The organism is Actinomadura sp. KC06, assembly GCF_004348735.1.
Lineage (GTDB): Bacteria > Actinomycetota > Actinomycetes > Streptosporangiales > Streptosporangiaceae > Spirillospora.
In genome coordinates this window covers 20,370-39,563 of the sequence record NZ_SMKT01000084.1, presented here as the reverse complement: position 1 = coordinate 39,563, position 19,194 = coordinate 20,370, and the positions used below count along the sequence as shown (strand labels likewise).

Annotated in this window: 17 protein-coding genes and 1 tRNA gene; 5 read left to right on the top strand and 13 right to left on the bottom strand. The window is 70.4% G+C overall.

Annotated elements, in window-relative coordinates; all coding sequences use genetic code 11:
- Positions 1-500 precede the first annotated feature (500 nt).
- The gene (gene polA, locus E1287_RS25195; protein WP_131967528.1) at positions 501-3,191 is read right to left on the bottom strand and encodes a DNA polymerase I; all 2,691 of its coding nucleotides are present in this window, start codon (positions 3,189-3,191) and stop codon (positions 501-503) included.
- A gap of 127 nt (positions 3,192-3,318) precedes the next feature.
- On the opposite strand from polA, the gene E1287_RS25190 reads away from it, so the two are divergent.
- Complete coding sequence (locus E1287_RS25190; protein ID WP_243719424.1) at positions 3,319-3,726, top strand: hotdog fold thioesterase; 408 nt, start codon at positions 3,319-3,321, stop codon at positions 3,724-3,726.
- A 289-nt stretch (positions 3,727-4,015) separates the two neighbouring features.
- Positions 4,016-4,594: a DUF4352 domain-containing protein gene (locus E1287_RS25185; RefSeq protein ID WP_131967526.1), complete on the top strand. Its 579-nt coding sequence runs from the start codon at positions 4,016-4,018 to the stop codon at positions 4,592-4,594.
- A 125-nt stretch (positions 4,595-4,719) separates the two neighbouring features.
- Here E1287_RS25185 and E1287_RS25180 read toward each other — a convergent pair whose 3' ends face one another.
- The 6 genes from E1287_RS25180 to E1287_RS25155 all read right to left on the bottom strand — a co-directional run bounded on the left by E1287_RS25180 (position 4,720) and on the right by E1287_RS25155 (position 10,630).
- Entirely contained in the window at positions 4,720-5,520 is an 801-nt protein-coding gene (locus E1287_RS25180; protein ID WP_131967525.1) for an ABC transporter ATP-binding protein, read from the bottom strand.
- Positions 5,510-6,250 (bottom strand): ABC transporter ATP-binding protein, encoded by a 741-nt coding sequence (locus E1287_RS25175; protein WP_131967533.1) that lies wholly within the window; start codon positions 6,248-6,250, stop codon positions 5,510-5,512. Before E1287_RS25175 ends, E1287_RS25180 begins: the two co-directional genes overlap by 11 nt.
- Before the next feature lie 47 nt (positions 6,251-6,297).
- Positions 6,298-7,473 carry a branched-chain amino acid ABC transporter permease gene (locus E1287_RS25170; protein ID WP_131967524.1) on the bottom strand — a complete coding sequence of 392 codons (1,176 nt, stop codon included), beginning with the start codon at positions 7,471-7,473 and terminating at the stop codon, positions 6,298-6,300.
- A complete protein-coding gene (locus E1287_RS25165; protein ID WP_131967523.1) occupies positions 7,470-8,435 on the bottom strand; it encodes a branched-chain amino acid ABC transporter permease in 966 nt (321 codons plus the stop codon). The genes E1287_RS25170 and E1287_RS25165 overlap by 4 nt, the downstream gene beginning before the upstream one ends.
- A 109-nt stretch (positions 8,436-8,544) precedes the next feature.
- Complete coding sequence (locus E1287_RS25160) at positions 8,545-9,723, bottom strand: branched-chain amino acid ABC transporter substrate-binding protein (protein WP_207934448.1); 1,179 nt, start codon at positions 9,721-9,723, stop codon at positions 8,545-8,547.
- Positions 9,724-10,009: 286 nt separating this feature from the next.
- Positions 10,010-10,630, bottom strand: coding sequence for a response regulator (locus E1287_RS25155; protein ID WP_279506733.1), 621 nt, complete (start codon positions 10,628-10,630; stop codon positions 10,010-10,012).
- A gap of 94 nt (positions 10,631-10,724) precedes the next feature.
- Between E1287_RS25155 and E1287_RS25150 the strand changes: the two genes are divergently transcribed.
- Positions 10,725-10,797, top strand: a tRNA-Leu gene (locus E1287_RS25150).
- A 53-nt stretch (positions 10,798-10,850) separates the two neighbouring features.
- Here E1287_RS25150 and E1287_RS25145 read toward each other — a convergent pair.
- The 3 genes from E1287_RS25145 to E1287_RS25135 all read right to left on the bottom strand — a co-directional run bounded on the left by E1287_RS25145 (position 10,851) and on the right by E1287_RS25135 (position 14,608).
- Entirely contained in the window at positions 10,851-12,245 is a 1,395-nt protein-coding gene (locus E1287_RS25145) for a sodium:alanine symporter family protein (protein WP_131967522.1), read from the bottom strand.
- 254 nt (positions 12,246-12,499) lie between these two features.
- Entirely contained in the window at positions 12,500-13,930 is a 1,431-nt protein-coding gene (gene pyk, locus E1287_RS25140; RefSeq protein WP_131967521.1) for a pyruvate kinase, read from the bottom strand.
- 120 nt (positions 13,931-14,050) lie between these two features.
- On the bottom strand, positions 14,051-14,608 hold the full coding sequence (locus E1287_RS25135; protein ID WP_131967520.1) for a type 1 glutamine amidotransferase domain-containing protein: 558 nt from the start codon (positions 14,606-14,608) through the stop codon (positions 14,051-14,053).
- 68 nt (positions 14,609-14,676) lie between these two features.
- Here E1287_RS25135 and E1287_RS25130 point away from each other — a divergent pair, with 68 nt between their 5' ends.
- Entirely contained in the window at positions 14,677-15,360 is a 684-nt protein-coding gene (locus E1287_RS25130) for a helix-turn-helix domain-containing protein (RefSeq protein ID WP_131967519.1), read from the top strand.
- Positions 15,361-15,366: 6 nt separating this feature from the next.
- Here E1287_RS25130 and E1287_RS25125 read toward each other — a convergent pair whose 3' ends face one another.
- A complete protein-coding gene (locus E1287_RS25125) occupies positions 15,367-16,245 on the bottom strand; it encodes a hypothetical protein (RefSeq protein WP_131967518.1) in 879 nt (292 codons plus the stop codon).
- Between the two features lie 323 nt (positions 16,246-16,568).
- Here E1287_RS25125 and E1287_RS25120 point away from each other — a divergent pair, with 323 nt between their 5' ends.
- Complete coding sequence (locus E1287_RS25120; protein ID WP_131967517.1) at positions 16,569-18,017, top strand: pyridoxal-dependent decarboxylase; 1,449 nt, start codon at positions 16,569-16,571, stop codon at positions 18,015-18,017.
- A gap of 56 nt (positions 18,018-18,073) precedes the next feature.
- On the opposite strand, the gene E1287_RS25115 is transcribed toward E1287_RS25120, so the two are convergent.
- Together E1287_RS25115 and E1287_RS25110 are read right to left on the bottom strand one after the other, a co-directional pair.
- Complete coding sequence (locus E1287_RS25115) at positions 18,074-18,526, bottom strand: VOC family protein (RefSeq protein WP_131967516.1); 453 nt, start codon at positions 18,524-18,526, stop codon at positions 18,074-18,076.
- 143 nt (positions 18,527-18,669) lie between these two features.
- Positions 18,670-19,089: an AraC family transcriptional regulator gene (locus E1287_RS25110; protein ID WP_207934447.1), complete on the bottom strand. Its 420-nt coding sequence runs from the start codon at positions 19,087-19,089 to the stop codon at positions 18,670-18,672.
- Positions 19,090-19,194: the final 105 nt, after the last annotated feature.

The window sequence follows — 19,194 nt, the reverse complement described above, 5'->3', positions numbered from 1 at the left end:
CCACCAAGTCGCTTTTACCCAGGAATGGCGCCACCCCAGGGAAGTGACGTCTCACGACAAAGCCACCCCCGACACGCCTTGGCGATCGCGCTCGAAAGCTCAGCAGGGACAAGACAGAAGCTCGCAAGAACCCGCTAGCGAAGCGAGCCGCACGCACTAACGCCCGCCCCCGCTACTGCAAAGCCCTCAGCCCGTAGCCGCACCCCCGCAACAACCCAAACCACCGCGATCGCGTCCGAAGACCGGGTCAAGCCTGCAAGAACCGGCTCGCGCAGCAAGCCGGAGGCACCAAAGCCGCACCCGCTACTGCGGCGACCCCAGCCCTCGCCGCAACCACGCAACGACCAAACCGTCGCGATCGCGTCCGAAGGCAGGTTCGAGCCTGCGAGAACCTGATCGCGCAGCGAGCCGCCAGGCGAGCCGAAGCGATGCCAGCGATCGCACCGCGTTCTCGACGATGGAGGCCCGCCAGGGCCGAAGGAGGAGAAAAATGCAAAAAACTAGTGAGCCGCCTCCTGCCAGGTTTGGCCTGTGCCCATGGAGACGCTCAGGGGGGCGCGGAGGTCGTAGGCGCCGGCCATCTCGGTGCTGACGAGGGTCTTGAGGTCGTCGAGCTCGCCCGGCGCCACCTCGAAGACGAGTTCGTCGTGGACCTGGAGGAGCATCCGGGACGTCAGGCCGGCGGCGCGGAGGGCGCGGTCGACGTTGAGGCTGGCGACCTTGATGATGTCGGCGGCGGAGCCCTGGATGGGGGCGTTGAGGGCCATGCGCTCGGCCATCTCGCGGCGCTGCCGGTTGTCGGAGTTGAGGTCGGGCAGGTATCGGCGGCGGCCGAGGATGGTCTCGGTGTAGCCGTCCTGGCGGGCCTTGGCGACGATGTCGCGGAGGTAGTCGCGGACGCCGCCGAACTGCTCGAAGTACTCCTCCATGAGGCCGCGGGCCTCGTCCGGGGAGATCCGGAGCTGCTGGGAGAGCCCGTAGGCGGACAGGCCGTAGGCGAGGCCGTAGTTCATGGCCTTGATGCGGGCGCGCAGCTCGGGGTCGATCTGCTCGGGCGGCAGGCCGAACACGCGGGACGCGGTGATGGTGTGGAAGTCGGCGCCGGAGCCGAACGCTTCGAGGAGGGCCTCGTCTTCGGAGAGGTGCGCCATGATGCGCAGCTCGATCTGCGAGTAGTCGGCCGTGAGGAGGGACTCGAATTCGCCGGAGACGATGAACGCCTCGCGGATCTGGCGGCCCTCGGCCGTGCGGATCGGGATGTTCTGCAGGTTCGGGTCGGTCGAGGAGAGCCGCCCGGTGGCGGCGATCATCTGGTTGAACGTGGTGTGGATGCGGCCGGCGTCGTCGGCCATCGGGATGAGGGAGTCGACGATGCTCTTGAGCTTCGCGACCTCGCGCCAGCGCAGGATGTGCTCCAGGACGGGGTGCGGCTCCTTCTCCTGGAGGTTGGTGAGCGCCTCGGAGTCGGTGGTGTAGCCGGTCTTGGTGCGCTTGGTCTTGGGCAGGTTCAGCTCGTCGAACAGGACCTGCTGCACCTGCTTCGGCGACCCGAGGTTGAACTCGTGGCCGACGGCGGCATGGGCGGCCTGCTCCTGCTCCTTGACCTGGCCGCCGAGGGACGCCGACAGCCCGGCGAGGTGGTCGGTGTCGACGGCGATCCCGGCGCGCTCCATCCCGGCGAGGACGCCGACGAGCGGCAGCTCCACCTCGTTCAGGAGGCGGGTGGCGCCGCGCTTGTCGAGGTCCTTGTCGAGGACTTCCGCCAGCTCGGTGACGGCGCGGGCGCGGACGGCGAGCGCCTCGGCGGCCTCCTCCTCGCCGGAGCCGTCGAGGGTGAGCTGCCCGGTGTCCTCGGTCTCGCTGCGCAGCTCGCGGTGCAGGTAGCGAAGCGCGAGGTCGGCGAGGTCGAACGTCCGCTGGCCGGGGAGCGCGAGGTAGGCGGCGAGCGCGGTGTCGCTGGTGACGCCGTCGAGCGTGATGCCGCGGGCGGCGAGGGCCAGCATGGGGCCTTTGGCCTCGTGGATCGCCTTGGGACGCGCCGTGTCGGCGAGGTAGGCGGCGAGGGCGCGCTCGTCGTCCTCGATCAGCTCGGCCGGGTCGAGGTGGACCGCCGGGCCCTTCTTGGACGCCAGCGCCAGCGCGGTGATCTCGCCCGTGCCGCGGCCCCACGTGCCGGTGACGGCGATGCCGAGGCGGTCGCCGGCGTTGGCGTTCAGCCAGGCGGCGAGCGCGCCGGGCTCCAGCGCGTCAAGCTGGACGTCGAAGCCCTCGTCGGCCTCGGGCTCGGCGGTGGAGATCGTGGCGTACAGGCGCTCGCGCAGGACGCGGAACTGCAGCGAGTCGAAGAGGGTGTGGATCTCCTCGCGGTCCCACTGGCCCATCGTCAGCTGCGGGGGCGTCAGCTCGAGGCCGACCTCGGTGTCGAGCTTGTTGATCTGGTGGTTGCGCAGCACCCCGGCGAGGTGCTCGCGGAGGCTGTCGCCGGCCTTGCCCTTGATCTCGTCGACGCGGGAGACGAGGGTGTCGAGGTCGCCGTACTTGACGAGCCACTTGGCGGCGGTCTTCGGGCCGACGCCGGGCACGCCGGGCAGGTTGTCGCTGCTCTCCCCGACCAGCGCGGCAAGCTCCCGGTACCGGACGGGCGGGACGCCGTAGCGGGACTCGACGGCGGCCGGGTCCATCCGGGACAGCTCGGACACGCCGCGGACCGGGTACAGGATCGTGACGTCGTCGTTGACGAGCTGGAAGGCGTCCCTATCGCCGGTGACGATGAGGGTCTCCATGCCCGCGGACACGGCCTGGACGGACAGGGTGGCGATGATGTCGTCGGCCTCGAACCCGGCGACGGACAGGCGAGGGATGCGCAGCGCGTCCAGGACCTCGAAGATCAGGCTGACCTGGCTGCGGAACTCGTCCGGGGTCTTCTGCCGGCCCGCCTTGTACTCGACGTACTGCTCGTGCCGGAACGTCGGCTCGGAGCGGTCGAAGGCCACGGCGATATGGGTCGGCTGCTCGTCGCGCAGGACGTTGATGAGCATCGAGGTGAAGCCGTAGACGGCGTTGGTCGGCTGCCCATCGGTCGTGGAGAAGTTCTCCACGGGCAACGCGAAGAACGCCCGGTAGGCCAGGGAATGCCCATCGAGCAGAAGAAGCCGGTCACGCTTGTCAGGGGTCGCTGCTTTCGTCGCCACACGAGGACTCTAGTCTGCGTCAACGACAGTTTCGCGGAGGCCCGGAGACCTGAGCGAAGCGTGGATCTCCGGGCCGACTCCCCAGGGTCTTGGGGCTCCCCCGGGAAGGCAGGGCAGCGTGAGCGACATAGGGGACGCGGAGATCCTCTCCGAGGGCGTCCACGGCGACCTGGCGAAGACCATGGGCGTGGAGTTCCTGGAAGCGTCGGCCGAGCGCGTCGTGGGCCGGATGCCCGTCAAGGGCAACACCCAGCCGTACGGGCTGCTGCACGGCGGCGCGTCCTGCGTCCTGGCCGAGTCGCTCGGCTCCATCGGCGCCGCGCTGCACGCCGGGGCGGGGCGCATCGCCGTCGGCATCGAGATCAACGCCACCCACCACCGGTCGGCCACCGAGGGGCACGTGACGGGCGTGGCGACCCGCCTGCACGGCGGCCGCTCGCTCGCCACCTACGACATCGTGATCACCGACGACGAGGACCGCCGGGTCTGCACCGCCCGCCTCACCTGCATGCTCCGGGACGCCCCCGGCGCGTGATGTCCAGTTTTTCTTCGCGGCCGGCTTCCTTTGCGATGCGCGGCCCGGGGTCTGTAGCGTGGATCGGAACGGCCCGGGATCACCGAGTAGACAACGTACGCGCCCGGGGAAGGTTCGTACGGCCCCAAAGGTGATCCCGGGTCAACGCATGTCCGGCGGCGTTCCCAGGCCGCCGGACGGGCCGATCCCCGGCGCGACGACACCGGTGTTCGCTCATCACTGGTTGCGGTTGGGTTGCGAAACGCGCCTGGACGTGCAACCGGGCGGTGATCGGCCGTACGTTCCGAACATGCGCCTCCGTGCCACACGTCCACGGGACTCCTTCGCGGGCGCCGCGCTCACGGTCGCCGCCTCCGCCGCGCTCGCCGCAGCCGTCGCGTTCGCGGGTTCCTCCGGTTCGAAGGAGGCGGAGACGGCGCCGACCTACCGCATCCCGGCCGAGAAGGCCCGCGAGGGCGAATCCGTGCCGGAGGGCAAGACCGGTCGCAGCGCCGACATGACGTTCACCGTCATCGGCTTCCGCGAGGGCATGACCGAGGTGATGGGCACCCACGCCGCGATGGGATCGAAGGGGACGTTCACCAGGATCCGCGTCCTCGCCGTCAACACCGGACGCGACATCCAGGTCTTCGACACCTGGAAGCAGCGCCTCGTCACCGCCGACGGCGCCGCCCACTCCCCCGACGTCAACGCCACCATGATCAAACGGCAGCCGGAGCGGCTGTCGGTCGGCTCGTTCATGCGCGCCGAGTTCGACCTCTGGTTCGACGTGCCGCGCGGCGCGAAGGCCAAGGCGGTGCGGCTCCACGGCTCGCCGACGGTCGGCGCCGTCAGCGACCCCGCGCCCGCCGAGATCACGCTTCCCTGATCGCCCCGGCCCACCAGGTGCGGGCTCAGGCGTCCCCCAGGGCACTCAGGACGCCCCAAAGCGCCGCGCCCGCCCAACCCCGGCGGACCGGACCTGGGCGGGCGCGTGCCGCAGCCTGAGAGCCGCTACCGGGTCGGCCCCTCCTCGGGGCCGCGGGCGGCCTCGGGGTCCTCGGCCGCCTCCGCCGAGGCGACGTCCGACGCCGCGGTCAGGTCGTCGCCGGACGCGCCGCCCAGGTAGGCCGCGCGGACCTGCGGGTCGTCGAGCAGTTCGCCCGCCGGCGCCGCCTTCACGACCCGGCCCGTCTCCAGCACGTACGCGCGGTGCGCGATCTGCAGCGCCTGCTGGGCGTTCTGCTCCACCAGCAGCACCGTGGTGCCGCGCCGGTTGATCTCCACGATGATCGAGAAGATCTGCTGCACCAGCATCGGCGCGAGGCCCATGGACGGCTCGTCCAGCAGCAGCACCTTCGGCTTGGCCATCAGCGCCCGCCCGATCGCGAGCATCTGCTGCTCGCCGCCGGACATCGTGCCGCCCGCCTGGTTCCGGCGCTCGGCCAGCCGCGGGAACAGCTCGTGCACCTCCGCCAGCTCCTTGGACGAGTCCTCCTTGCGGGCGTAGGCGCCCATCAGGAGGTTCTCCTCCACGGTCATGCCGGGGAAGATGCCGCGACCCTCCGGGGCCTGCCCGATGCCGGCCAGCACCCGCTTGTGCCCGGGCACCCGGCTGATGTCGCGGCCGTCGAAGCGCACCGCGCCCGACGACAGGTTCCGCAGACCCGAGACCGTCTTGAGCGTCGTCGTCTTCCCGGCGCCGTTCGCGCCGATCAGCGTGACGATCTCGCCCTGGTCGACGGACACCGAGATGCCCTTCAGCGCCGCGATCTTCCCGTAGTGGACGTGGATGTCGTCGATCTCAAGAAGCATCGGCCGGTGCCCCCAGATACGCCTCGATGACCCGCGGGTCGTTCTGCACCTCGGCCGGGAGGCCGTCGGCGATCTTCTGGCCGAAGTCCAGCACCGCGATCCGGTCGCTGATCCCCATCACCAGGCTCATGTCGTGCTCGATGAGCAGCACCGTCACGCCGGTGTCGCGGATCCTGCGGATCAGGTCCTGGAGCGCGACCTTCTCCGCCGGGTTCATGCCCGCGGCGGGCTCGTCCAGCAGCAGCAGCTTCGGCTCGGTCGCGAGCGCCCGCGCGATCTCCAGCCGCCGCTGGTCGCCGTACGGCAGGTTCTTCGCGGCCTCCTCGCTGCGGTGCGGGATGCCGACCAGCTCCAGCAGCTCGCGGGCCCGCTCCCTGCCGGAGCGCTCCTCCCGGCGGTGCCAGGGCAGGCCGAGGCCCGCGGCGACGAAGCCGGTCCGGTGGTGCGCGTCCGTGCCGACGAGGACGTTCTCGACCGCCGTCATGTTGTGGAACAGGCGGACGTTCTGGAACGTCCGCGCCACGCCCAGCTTCGTGACGACGTACCGCTTCTTCCCGTCGATGCGCTTCCCGCGGAACACCACCCGCCCCTCGGTCGGCCGGTACACGCCGGTGGTCACGTTGAACACCGTCGTCTTCCCGGCCCCGTTCGGGCCGATCAGCGCGAAGATCTCGCCTTCTCCGACCGCGAGGTTCACCTTGTTGAGCGCGACCACGCCGCCGAAGCGCATCACGACGTCCCGCAGCTCAAGGACGGGCGCGGCGTCCTTCGTCCCGCTCACTTGCCCTCCTCCAGCGTCTCTCCGGGGCCGAAGTCGGGTTTGTCCGGCACGGCCACTTCGGCTCCCATACTGCCCATACCGCCGGTGCCTTCGGCCAGTTCGGCCTTCCGCTGCCGGGACGGCCACAGGCCCTCCGGACGGAAGATCATCATCAGCACCAGCGCGGCGCCGAAGATCAGCATCCGGTAGTCGGACAGGAACCGGAACCGCTCGGGCAGCCAGGCCAGCACCGCGGCGCCCAGCATGACGCCCGGGAGGTTGCCCGAGCCGCCCAGCACCACGCCGGCCAGGATCAGCGCCGACACGAGGAACTCGAAGTTCAGCGGGGTGATCGACGTCTGCTGGGAGGCGAACACGACGCCGCCGCTGCCGCCGATCGCGGCGCCGATCGCGAACGCCGCCAGCTTGAACTTGAACGTCGGCACGCCCATCAGCTCGGCCGCGTCCTCGTCCTCGCGGATCGACACCCACGCGCGGCCCACCCGCGAGTTCTCCAGCCGCTTCACGAAGATGATCGCGACGATGATGAACACGAGCAGCAGGTAGTAGTACGGCCGGGAGTCCAGCAGCCCGTACTTCAGCGGCTGGACGCCCATGATCTCGAACTCCGACAGCGACGGCGGATGCGGGATGCCCTGCACGCCGCGCGGCCCGTTCACGTACTCGCTGTTGTTCGCCGTGCGCTTGACGATCTCACCGAAGCCGAGCGTCACGATCGCCAGATAGTCGCCGCGCAGCCGCAGCGTCGGCGCGCCCAGGATCACCCCGGCCAGCGCCGAGAACGCGATCGCCAGGACGAGCGACTCCCAGAAGCTCCAGTCGTACTTGGTCGCGAAGATCGCCATCGTGTAGGCGCCGACCGCGTAGAACGCCACGTACCCGAGGTCGAGCAGGCCGGCCATGCCGACCACGACGTTCAGGCCGATCGCCAGCAGCACGTAGATCGCGATCTGGGTGCTCAGCATCGACGCCCAGTCGGAGCCGCTCGGCGCCATGAAGCTGCCGATGGACTCGCTCGGGAGCAGGACGCCGCCGATGATCAGGAGGCCGTAGACGATCCAGCGCACCACGGGCGGGGCACCCGCCCAGGCGTTGCGGAGCGGATCGAAGGAGAGCATGTCGCGGACGCCGGCGCGGCCGCCGTTTCCGTTTCCGTTCTTCGTGAGGTTCATGCGCGCGCCCGCTGGAGAGACTCACCGAGGATGCCGGTGGGACGGAACATCAGGACCAGGATCAGCAATGTGAACGCGACGACGTCCCGCCATTCCGACCCGAAAATGCTTGAGCCGTACATCTCCAGCAGCCCCAGGGTGAAGCCGCCGGCGAGGGCGCCGCGGATGTTGCCGATGCCGCCGAGCACCGCGGCGGTGAACGCCTTGATGCCGAGCAGGAACCCGACGAAGTAGTTCGTGGTCTCGAACCGCAGGAAGTACAGCGCCGCGGCGACGCCCGCCATGATGCCGCCGACGAGGAACGTCACCGACACCACCCGGTCGATGTTGACGCCCATCAGGACCGCGGTCTCCGGGTCCTGCGCCGTCGAGCGGATGCCGCGGCCGAGCTTCGTCCGGTTCACGAACTGGTCCAGCGCGATCATCATCCCCACCGCGCCGAAGAAGACGATCAGCTGATCGTTGCGGATCAGCAGCGGGCCGACGTCCACCACGTTCGACAGCTCTTTGAAGTGCTCGTTGACGTCGAGCTTGCCGCCCTCCTTCGAGGTCCCGAAGACCCGATGGATCACCACCGTGCCCATCAGCTGCTGGATGAAGATCGACGCGCCGATCGCGGAGATCAGCGCCGCCAGCCGGGACGCGCCCTTCTTGCGCAGCGGCCGGTACGCGGTCACTTCCAGCAGCATCGCGCCGCCGCCCGCCACCGCACCGGCCACCACGGCCATCAGCACCACCACGCCGATGAGCGCGATCCCGCCCACGTCGGAGGCGCCGATCCCGCGCGCGGTCCACAGCGCGGCGAACGTGCCCACCATGAAGATGTCGGCATGCGCGAAGTTGATCAGCCTGAGCACGCCGTAGACCATCGTGTAGCCGAGCGCCAGGAGCGCGTAGATCGCGCCCAGCGCCAGCCCGTCGACGGTCGACGGCCAGAATTGATTGATGAAGTCGTCGAGCACCTTCGGTCGCCTTCGTCAAAGGAGCGGGAGCGCTGTAGCGCTCCCGCTCCCGCGCCATCAGAGGCCCCCGGAACGGGGGACGGTCAGGTCTGTCCAGACGTGGTGACGCCTACGAGACCTTTGCTTCGTTGCTGTTGCCGAGCAGCGGCAGCTTGTTGCCCTGCACCTCGTAGATGAAGATGTCCTGCGCCGCGAGCTCGCCCTTGTCGTCGAACTTGATCTGCTTTCCGACGCCCTGGATGTCCACGGTCTTCAGGTAGGTGTTGATGTCCTCCGGCGTGGTCTTGCCGGCCTTGACGGCCTCGATGAACGCCGTCGCGGCGTCGAAGCCCTCCGTCGAGTAGATCGCGACCTCGGCGCCGAACTTCGCCTTGTAGTCGGTGGCGAACTTCTTGGCCTTCTCGTTGGTCTTGCCCTCGGCGTCGATGAGGCAGCCGCAGCTCAGCAGCGCCTTCTGCGCGTTCTTCTCGCCCGCGCCCTCGATCAGCCCGGTGGCGAGCGAGCCGTCGCCCGACATCATCTTGCCCTGGTAGCCGGCCTCGCGCAGCTGCTTGAAAAGCCGCCCGGCGACGGCGTAGTAGCCGCCGAAGTAGACCGCGTCGGGCTTGAACTGGTTGATCTTGTTGACGGTGGAGGAGTAGTCCGTCGCCTTGTCGTCAACGCCGTCCGACTGGGTCTGCACGCCCTTGGCGGCGGCCGCCTTCGCGATGGCGCCGGCAAGGCCCTCGCCGTAGGCCTGCTTGTCGGAAACCGTGAAGATCTTCTTCGCCTTCACCGAGTTCACCAGGAAGTTCGCGGCGCCCTCGCTCTGCACGGCGTCGTCGGCGACCACGCGGTGCCAGAACTTCCAGCCCTTCTCGGCCAGGGTGACGCTCGTCGCGGACGGCGAGATGCTCGGGATCTTCGCCTCCTCCAGGATCGGCCCCACGCTCTCGGACTCGCCGGAGAACGCCGGCCCGATCAGGCCCACGATCTTGTCGTTCTTGACCGCGCCCTGCGCCAGCGGCGTGGCCTGCTCGGCCTTGCCCTGGCTGTCGTAGACCTTCAACTTGATCTTGGTCTTGGGGTTGGTCGCGTTGTACTGGTCGATGGCCAGCTGCGCGCCCTGCATCGGCGGGATCACCAGGCCCGAGTTCTCCCCGGTCTTGTCGCCCATGAACCCGATCGTGATCTCGTCGCCGCCGCCGCTGCCGCCGCCGTCATCGTCGCCACCGCAGGCCACGGCGCTGAGCGCGAGCGCCGCGCTCACCACCACCGCGCCGGTGAGCCTCATCTTGTTGCGCCGCAAGGTGCCCAACCTTTCCATCCGGATCCGGGAGAGGATCGGGTACGAGTCGTGCCCCGACGCCGACACTCTGATGGAGAAATCGGTCACTCGGGGACCAGGTATGTCGTACACCGTGGACCCACCCCAGAACAGGACCCCCGGATAGAAGGGTTACTCGTTCGTTACGCCCCCGTGCTCATCTGATACCCGGCATTGCCAGGGGCGATTACACTGAGTGACCACACGGACCCGGTCCGGGACCCCGGCAATGGACCTTGACAACGCGAGGGTTGACAGCGATAAGGAGTCAACCCGCGGCCGGCTCGCCTCCGCCCTGCGATCCGCCGTCCGTCGCGCCCGCCACGACCGCCTCCGCGACGGCCCGCATCGTGAGCCGCCGGTCCATGGAGGTCTTCTGGATCCACCGGAAGGCATCCGCCTCGGACCAGCCGTGAGCCTCCTGCAGCAGCCCCTTGGCCCGGTCGACCACCTTCCGGGTCTCCAGCCGCTCCTGCAGGCCCGCGACCTCCGCCTCCAGCGCCCGCAGCTCGGTGTACCGGCTGACCGCCATCTCGATCGCCGGCGCGAGGTCGGTCTTGGAGAACGGCTTGACGAGGTAGGCCATCGCCCCCGCGTCCGTCGCCCGCTGGACGAGCTCGCGCTGCGAGAAGGCGGTCAGGATCACCACCGGCGCGATCCGGTCCGCCGAGATCCGCTCCGCCGCCGAGATCCCGTCCAGCACCGGCATCTTGACATCGAGGATCACCAGGTCGGGCTTCAGCTCCCCGGCCAGCCGGACGGCCGTCTCCCCGTCCCCGGCCTCCCCGACGACCTCGTAGCCGTCCTCCTGAAGCATCTCCTTCAGGTCCAGTCGGATCAGGGCCTCGTCTTCCGCGATCACAACTCGCCGCGCACTCTCCACGCGCACGACCCTACCGAAACCCGCTACCCTGTCCTGAGCCGCCCCTGCCAGGGCCTAGCCCGGCCAATATAGTCTGTATGTCCGGTTTTTCTGGACATAGGCCCCGATATCCCAACGGCAGAGGAAATGGTCTCAAACACCATCTAGTGTGGGTTCGAATCCCACTCGGGGCACGCTTGACGAAGCCGCCGCCCGGTCCGGGCGGCGGCTTCGCCGCGTTCACCGTCTATTTCGCCGCGGTTTCGGCCTTCTCGCCCTCAGCGGGACGTTGCCGGAAGTAGTCCCGCGTCTCCCGGTAGACGAGCGGGGACAGGATCAGCAGGCCGATCAGGTTGGGCAGCGCCATGAGCCCGTTCATCACGTCGGAGAACGTCCACACGGTGGTGAGGGTCGTGACGGAGCCGACGTACACGACCACCAGGAAGAGCAGGCGGTAGGGCAGCACGGCCCGGCGGCCGAACAGGAACTCCACGCAGCGGTCGCCGTAGTAGGACCAGCCCAGGATCGTGGAGAACGCGAAGAAGATCACGCTCAGCGTGACGATGACGCTGGCCCAGTCGCCGGGCAGGCCCTCGTCGAACGCGCGGGCGGTGAACTGCGCGGCCTCGTCCTCGCCCGCGTCCTTCCACACGCCCGTGACGACGATGGTCAGGGCGGTGAAGCTGACCACGACGAGCGTGTCGATGAACGTCTGGGTCATCGACACCAGCGCCTGGCGGACCGGGTGGTCGGTCTTGGCCGCCGCGGCGGCGATGCCGCCGGTGCCGAGCCCGGACTCGTTGGAGAAGATCCCGCGCGCCACCCCGTACCGGATCGCGGCGGCGACCCCGGCGCCGACGAAGCCGCCGGTCGCGGACGTGCCGGAGAAGGCGTCGGAGAAGATCACGCCGAACGCGCCGGGGACCTCCTCGATGTTGAAGGCCAGCACCGCGGCCGCCCCGACGACATAAAGAATGATCATCACCGGGACGAACGCGCTGGTGACGCGGCCGATGTTCTTGATGCCGCCGAGGATGACGGCCCCGGCGAACACGGTGACGATCGCGCCGGTGATATAGGGGTCGAGCCCCCACTCCTCCTCCACGTTGGCGGCGACGGTGTTGGCCTGCACGCCGTTCCCGATGCCGAACGCGGCGATGGCGCCGGCCACCGCGAAGAACCCGCCGAGGATGAGCCCGACCGGCCCCTTGATGCCGTTCCTGAGATAGTGCATCGGCCCGCCGGCCTGCTCGCCGACGGCGTCGGAACGGCGGAAGCGGACGCCGAGGAACGCCTCGCTGTACTTGGTGGCCATGCCGACCATGCCGGTGACCCACATCCAGAAGACGGCGCCCGGGCCGCCGAGGGCGATCGCGGTCGCGACGCCGGCGATGTTGCCGACGCCGACGGTGGCGGCGAGGGCCGTGGCGAGCGCCTGGTAGTGCGAGATGTCGCCCTCAGCGGCGTCGGAGTCCGAACGGCGCACGAAGGCGAGCCAGAAGGCCAGGCGGAAATGGCGGACCTGCAGTCCGCGCAACAGGATGGTCAGATACAGGCCGGTGCTCAGAAGGAGCGGGATCAGTAGCCAGGGGCCCCAGATGAAGCTGCTGGCATCGCTGAGGAAGTCGTTGACGGAGTCCATCACACCACCGATCAGGGGAGCGTCGCGATCGTTCCTCGGAACGTAGGCGAACGGAAGCGCGGTGTGAAGACCGGCATTCGTAACGACTTAGCCTTTACTCCTTTATCAGCTCATCGCCGCCGACACGTTTCCGGAGCGACGTGGAAATGAGATCGGTTGGTTATCGGCCGGTGTTGAGGATCGCCCTTGTGGGGCGGCAAGGGCGCCGGGCACCGCGCGGGGTGCGATCGCGCGGTGCCCGGCGGGGTGGGTGGTCAGTGCTGGATCCCGATGGCGTCGCCGATGCTGTGGACACGGAGCGCGTTCGTGGATCCGGGCGTGCCGGGAGGCGAGCCGGCCACGACGACGACCTTGTCGCCCTTCTGGCAGCGTCCGAGTTCGAGGAGGGCCTGCTCGACCTGGCCGAACATCGCGTCGGTGTGGTCGACGTGCGGGACGACGAAGGTCTCCACGCCCCAGACGTGGGCGAGGCGGCCGCGGACGGCGGGCACCGAGGTGAAGGCGAGCAGCGGGATCGGCGAGCGGTAGCGGGACAGGCGGCGGGCCGTCTCGCCGGACATGGTGAAGGCGGCGAGCGCCTCCGCGCCGACGATGGCGCCGACCTCGGCGGCCGCGCGGGCGATCGCGCCGCCGACCGTCTCGGGCATGCGCTCCAGGGTGTGGGTGGCGTGCAGGGAGGCCTGCTCGGCGGTCTGCACGATGCGGCTCATCGTCAGGACGGACTCGATCGGGTACTGGCCGACGCTGGTCTCGCCGGAGAGCATGACGGCGTCGGCGCCCTCGAAGACGGCGTTGGCGACGTCGGAGGTCTCGGCGCGGGTGGGCCGCGGCGCGGAGATCATCGATTCGAGCATCTGGGTGGCGACGATGACCGGCCGGGCCTTCTCGCGGCACAGCTCGATGGCGCGCTTCTGGACGATCGGCACCTGTTCGAGGGGCAGCTCGACGCCGAGGTCGCCGCGGGCGACCATGATCCCGTCGAAGGCGGCGACGATCTCGGGCAGGCGCTCCACGGCCTGCGGCTTCTCGATCTTGCCGATGAGGGGGACGCGTACGCCCTCCTCCTCCATGATCTGGTAGCAGATGTCGGCGTCCGCGGGGGTTCGGACGAAGGACAGCGCGACGAGGTCGACGCCGAGCCGCAGGGCCCAGCGCAGGTCGCGTTCGTCCTTCTCGGTGAGGGCGGGGACGCTGACCGGGACGCCCGGCAGGTTGAGGCCCTTGTTGTCGGAGACCATGCCGCCGACGGTGACGGTGGTGTGCACCCGGGTGCCCTCGACGGACGTGACCTTGAGCGCGACGCGGCCGTCGTCGATGAGGACGGTGTCGCCGGCGCCGACGTCTCCGGGCAGGCCCGCGTAGGTGGTGGAGACCTCGCGGCGGGTGCCGGGGACGTCGTCGGTGGTGATGGTGAACTCGTCGCCGAGGGTGAGGCGGACGGGACCGTCGGGGAAGCGTCCGATGCGGATCTTGGGGCCCTGCAGGTCGGCGAGGATGCCGACGCCGCGTCCGGTGGCGTCGGCGGCGGCCCTGATCCGGTGGTAGACCTCCTCGTGGACGGCGTGGTCGCCGTGGCTCATGTTGAGGCGCGCGACGTCGATACCGGCCTCGACGAGGGCGTTGATCTGCTCGGTGCCGGAGCAGGCGGGGCCGATGGTGCTGACGATCTTCGCTCGACGGGTCACGCGCACAACCGTACTTAGTTACCTGCCGGTACGGATATTCATGCAGGATATGGTCGTCCGGGGTTCACCGAGTGGTCTAGGTCAGAGGTCTAGACCACGCGCCGCCTCACTGCGCGGGCCTCACCGTTTGAACGCTTCGACGGCCGCCTGGCTGAACGCCTTGAGATCGTCGGGCTTGCGGCTGCTCACGAGGACGTTCGGTCCCGCTTCACAGATTTTTACCTCCTCGTCCACCCAGATCGCCCCCGCATTGCGCAGATCGGTCTGGAGGCTCGGCCACGAGGTCAGGGTGCGCCGCTTGACGACGTCGGCCTCGATGAGCGTCCACGGGCCGTGGCAGATGACCGCGACGGGCTTGCCGGCGTCGAAGAACGACCCCGCGAACGCGACGGCCTTGGGCTGGGTCCGCAGGTAGTCGGGGTTGGCGACGCCGCCGGGCAGGAGGAGCCCGTCGAACGCGCCGTGGTCGGTCTCGTCGACGGTGGCGTCGACGGGGAAGGTGTCGCCCTTGTCGAGGTGGTTGAACGCCTGGATGCGTCCGGACGCCGTGGAGATCAGGCGGGGCGTGCCCCCGGCCTGCTCGACGGCCGCCCAGGGTTCGGTGAGCTCGACCTGCTCCGTGCCCTCCGGCGCGCAGAGGAAGGCGATGGTCTTGCCCTGAAGGTCGTTGTTCGGCATGGCCGTACTCCTCATCGGATGGGGTTTTCCGTGGCCCTGCCCGCCAGGACGAGTGGTATGCAGGAGGCATGAGTCCGACCGGCTATCGCGAGTACCCCGCGCCGGGGCTGGCGTGCTCGTGGGCGGCGGCGCTGCCGCGGGACGCGGAGCCGTTCGTGCAGCGCGTCGTGCCCGACGGCTGCGTTGACCTGATGTGGTCGCCGTCGGGGATCACGGTGGCCGGGCCGGACACGGGGCCGATGCCCTCGGTGATGCGGCCGGGCGACGCGGTGGCGGCGGTGCGGTTCGGGCCGGGGACGGCTCCGCCCGTCCTGGGCGTCCCGGCGGACGCGATCCGGGACGGCCGCGTGCCGCTGCGGGACCTGTGGGGCGGTGAGGCGGACCGGCTGGCGGAGGCCGTGGCGGCGGCGCCCGACCCCCGCGCGGCGCTGGTCGCGGCGGTGCGGGAGCGGCTGCGGCCCGCGGATCCGCTCGTCCCGGCGGTGGTGTCCGGGCTTGTCGCCGGTTCGGTGCGGGACGTGGCGGACGGTCTCGGCATCAGCGAGCGGCAGCTCAGGCGGCGTTCGCTGGCGGCGTTCGGGTACGGGCCGAAGACGCTGCAGCGGGTGCTGCGGTTCCAGCGGGCGCTGCGCCTGGCGCGGGCGGGCGAGCCGCTCGCGGGGGCGGCGTTCGCGGCGGGCTACGCCGACCAGGCGCACTTCGCGCACGAGGTGCGGGACCTGGCGGGCGAGCCCGTCCGGAACCTGCTGTGAGCCCGCCTAGGGCTTGAGGCGGCCGTAGGCGCGGAGCGTCCTGAGGCGCTCGACGGTGATGAAGCCGCGCCATTCGGGACGGGTGATGGGCGTCCAGATCGGGAAGGGGACGTCCCAGCCGCCGTCGTCGTCTTGGGCGTCGATCAGCGCGTCGAGGTGGGCGTCGATGACGTCGGCGGTGAAGAGCCGGCGTCCGTGGCCGTCCGGGTGCGGGGCGAAGTCGAGCGGGAGGTGCTCGGCTCCCTCGTCGTGCGGGTCGAGGGCGACGGGTGCGGCGAGGGCGTCCCGGAGGCGGGTGAACGCGGCCTCGGCACGGTCGCGGTCCGGGACGTGGTCGAGGAACGTGAGGATGGAGAGGGCGTCGTACGGGCCGGGTGCGGCGTCCGCGTGCTCCAGGTGCCGCCAGCAGAATTCCGTGGCGGGGCCGAGCCAGGGGTGGACGGAGCCGGCGCGGTGCAGCATTCCGGCGAGCGTCCCGGTGGGGTTGATGTTGCCGGGCGGGTCGTCGGGGGTCTGCCACCAGGGCGCGTGCGGGGTGTCGCGGACGGACGGCAGCACGAACGGCACTCCCCCGCCGGGCGCGGTGATCGACGTCAGGTAGTCGCCGATGCGCGTGACGGCCGGGTCGCCGTCCGCGCCCGCCTCGTGGAGGAAGTCGAGCGCGTGCTGGGCGGGGACGGGCTGGCTCCCCTCGCCGCGCAGGTCGGGTTCGAGGGCGTGGCCGTAGCCGCCGTCCGGGTTCTCGTAGGCGCGCAGGGCCGCGAGGACGGGCCCGGCGGGCCCGCCGCGGAAGTGGAGGGCGAACCGGTGCCGGTCGATGAGGCGGCCGTTGACGCGCATGAACTCCGCGGCGCGGTCGAGGCCGGTGTCGTGGAGGACCTTCATGCCTCGACCGTAGGACGGCCGCGTCCGGCCGGTCTTGTAGGAAACGGACGCCCGGGAGATCGGGTGGGCCCGGCCACCCCAGCGGTGGGTGGCCGGGCCCCTGATGTCCCGCGTGCGGGGTGCGGGAGCGAGCGGTCCACGGCGGCGCGGGAGGGCTCCGGCCTTCCGGTCGCCGAGTGGTGAACCCTGGCCGGACCGTAGCCGACCTGCTCGGAGACCACAAGTGGGCGCACGGGAGCAGGGCGTGACAAGGCCGCGGGACGGTCGTCCGGGCGGCGCGGGGCCGCTTCCGGACGGGGGTCGTTTGTGGTCTGCTGTCCGACATGAGCGATCCGCTGGACGAACGTGACGTGGCAGGTGAGCCGCTCGCCGTGGTGGCGGGCGCGGCGGGGCCGTATCTGGAGGGGCTGGCGGAGCGTCCCGTCCACGATCGGTCGCGGGACGCGCTGCTGGACGAGCTGGACGGCCCGCTGCCGGCGGAGGGCGACGGGGCGGTCGCGGCGGTGGAGCGGCTGGTGCGGGTGGGGACGGAGGCGGCGACGCATTCGTCGGGGCCGCGGTTCTTCCATTTCGTGGTGGGCGGGTCGACGCCGGCGGCGATGGCGGGCGACTGGACGACGTCGCTGCTGGACCAGGGCGCGGGCCTGTGGGTGGTGTCGCCGCTGGCCGCGCGGGCGGAGGCGGTGGTGCTGCGATGGCTGAAGGAGCTGTTCGGGCTGCCCGCGTCGTACGGCGGCGTGCTGACGCCGAGCGCGACGCTGGCGCACGTCACGGGCCTGGCGTGCGCCCGGACCTGGTGGGCCGACCGGTACGGCGTGGACGTGGCGTCGCGGGGCCTGGCGGGCCTGCCCGCGATGCCGGTGTTCAGCAGCGGGCTGGTGCACGTCAGCACCCGCAAGGCGCTGCAGATCCTGGGATGCGGCCGGGACACGCTCCGCACGTTCTCGCGGGACGACGCGGGCCGCGTCGACCTGGCGGCCATGGACGCGGAGCTGGAGCGGGCAGGCGGCCGCGCGGTGATCGTAGCGAACCTCGGCGAGGTCAACACGGGCGACTCCGACCCGATCGGCGACCTCGCCGACCTCGCGGAGCGGCACGGAGCCTGGCTGCACGTGGACGGCGCGTTCGGCATCTTCGCCGCGCTCTCGCCCCGGACGGCGCATCTCGCGCGTGGGGTGGAACGTGCCGATTCGGTGACGGCGGACGGCCACAAGTGGCTGAACGTGCCGTACGAGAGCGGGTTCTCGTTCGTCCGCGACCAGGCGATGATGACCCGCGCGTTCGGCGCGTGGGGCGCGTCGTACCTGCCGGTTGCCGACCGTGACGGCGATGGCGATGGTGACGAGCGGATCAACTACAACACGCTGGGGCCGGAATCGTCGCGGCGGGCACGGGCGCTGCCGATCTGGGCGACGCTGCGCGCGTACGGCCGGGACGGCTACCGGGCGATGGTGGAGCGGCATCTGGACGTCTCGCAGCACCTGGGCGATCTCGTCGAGGCGGCCCCGGACCTGGAGCTGCTCGCGCCGGTGCAGCTGTGCATCGTGTGCTTCCGGTACCGTCCGGACGGCGTCCCGGAGAAGCACCTGGACGAGCTGAACGCGCGCCTGGGCGAAGCGCTGATCGCGGACGGCCGTGTCTACGCCGGGACGAGCACGTACAGGGGCATGACGGTGTTCCGTCCCGCGCCCCTGAACTGGCGGACGACCAAGGCGGACGTGGAGCTGCTGGTGGACGTCGTCCGAGAACTCGGCGCACGCCTGACCGCCTGATCCGCCGGGCCGGGGCGGCCTGAGCGCACCGCCCCGGCCCCGGCGGCGGATCCGCTTCAAGAGACGCAGTCGCCCCAGGACGCGGTCTCGTCGAGCTTCTCGAAGGGCTGGGTGAGGCTGTACCAGCAGCCCGAGTCGTCGCGGAAGACGGCCTCGATGCCGTAGGGGCGCTTCTCCGGCGCGTGGACGAACTCGACGCCCTGCGCGGACAGCCGCTCGTAGTCGCCCTGGCAGTCGTCGGTGGTGAACGCCCCGGCGCCGAGGACGCCCTTGGCGATGAGCGCCTTCATCTGCTCGGCGGAGCCGGGGTCCATCGTGGGCGGGCCGGGGACCATGAGCGCGAGGCTCAGGTCGGGCTGCTGCTTCGCGCCGAGGGTCACCCAGCGCATCCCGCCCTCGCCGAGCGTCATGTCGTCACGGACCTCCAGGCCGAGCTTCTCGGTGAAGAACGCCTTGGCCGCGTCCTGGTCGAGCACCCAGACGGTGGCCAGCCCCAGCTTGGTGATCATTTCGGTGTCTCCTTCGCGATGCGGAACCTGCGCGTCCACGCTAGGAGCCGGGCGGCCCGGCCGCCTTCTCGAAAGTTGCTGCCTCCCCAGGTCACCGGCCGCCCGCCGTGGCCGAACGCCGACGCCGGACGCCGGCCGCCGGGTCAGTCCTTGCGGAAGCCGCCCGCCCAGAACAGCACGAAGCAGCCGGGGATCGCGGACGTGTCGGTGGCGCGGGCGCGCCGGCGGAACTCGGACGGCGTCATCCCGGCCTCCTGCTTGAAGCGGGTGCAGAACGAGCCGAGGCTGGTGAACCCGACCAGCATGCAGATCTCGGTGACGGTCAGGTTGGCGGTGCGCAGCAGGTCCTGGGCGCGCTCGATGCGGCGCCGGGCCAGGTAGCGCCCCGGCGTCTCGCCGTAGACGTCGTTGAACAGCCGGACGAAGTGGTACCGCGAGTAGCCGACGCGGGCGGCGACGCCGGCGACGTCCAGGGGTTCGGCCCAGTCGCGGTCCATGGCGTCCCTGGCCAGCCTCATGCGGCGCAGCAAGTCCGTGTCCAGGGCTGACGTCGCGCTTCCCATGCCCCGATGCTGGCACATCCGTACCGACAAGGAATTTTGTCTTGACAAACTGATTTGTCGGATGCGAGGCTGAAGACACCAGCCCGAAAGCACCGAAGGAGCACA

Bases quoted from the DNA above. Each gene is read 5' to 3' on its own strand.
- E1287_RS25170 (WP_131967524.1), bottom strand. From the start codon at position 7,473: ATGAACCTCACGAAGAACGGAAACGGAAACGGCGGCCGCGCCGGCGTC.
- E1287_RS25110 (WP_207934447.1), bottom strand. From the start codon at position 19,089: ATGGGAAGCGCGACGTCAGCCCTGGACACGGACTTGCTGCGCCGCATG.
- E1287_RS25145 (WP_131967522.1), bottom strand. From the start codon at position 12,245: ATGGACTCCGTCAACGACTTCCTCAGCGATGCCAGCAGCTTCATCTGG.
- E1287_RS25120 (WP_131967517.1), top strand. From the start codon at position 16,569: ATGAGCGATCCGCTGGACGAACGTGACGTGGCAGGTGAGCCGCTCGCC.
- E1287_RS25115 (WP_131967516.1), bottom strand. From the start codon at position 18,526: ATGATCACCAAGCTGGGGCTGGCCACCGTCTGGGTGCTCGACCAGGAC.
- E1287_RS25180 (WP_131967525.1), bottom strand. From the start codon at position 5,520: ATGCTTCTTGAGATCGACGACATCCACGTCCACTACGGGAAGATCGCG.
- E1287_RS25185 (WP_131967526.1), top strand. From the start codon at position 4,016: ATGCGCCTCCGTGCCACACGTCCACGGGACTCCTTCGCGGGCGCCGCG.
- E1287_RS25125 (WP_131967518.1), bottom strand. From the start codon at position 16,245: ATGAAGGTCCTCCACGACACCGGCCTCGACCGCGCCGCGGAGTTCATG.
- E1287_RS25175 (WP_131967533.1), bottom strand. From the start codon at position 6,250: ATGCGCTTCGGCGGCGTGGTCGCGCTCAACAAGGTGAACCTCGCGGTC.
- E1287_RS25130 (WP_131967519.1), top strand. From the start codon at position 14,677: ATGAGTCCGACCGGCTATCGCGAGTACCCCGCGCCGGGGCTGGCGTGC.
- E1287_RS25135 (WP_131967520.1), bottom strand. From the start codon at position 14,608: ATGCCGAACAACGACCTTCAGGGCAAGACCATCGCCTTCCTCTGCGCG.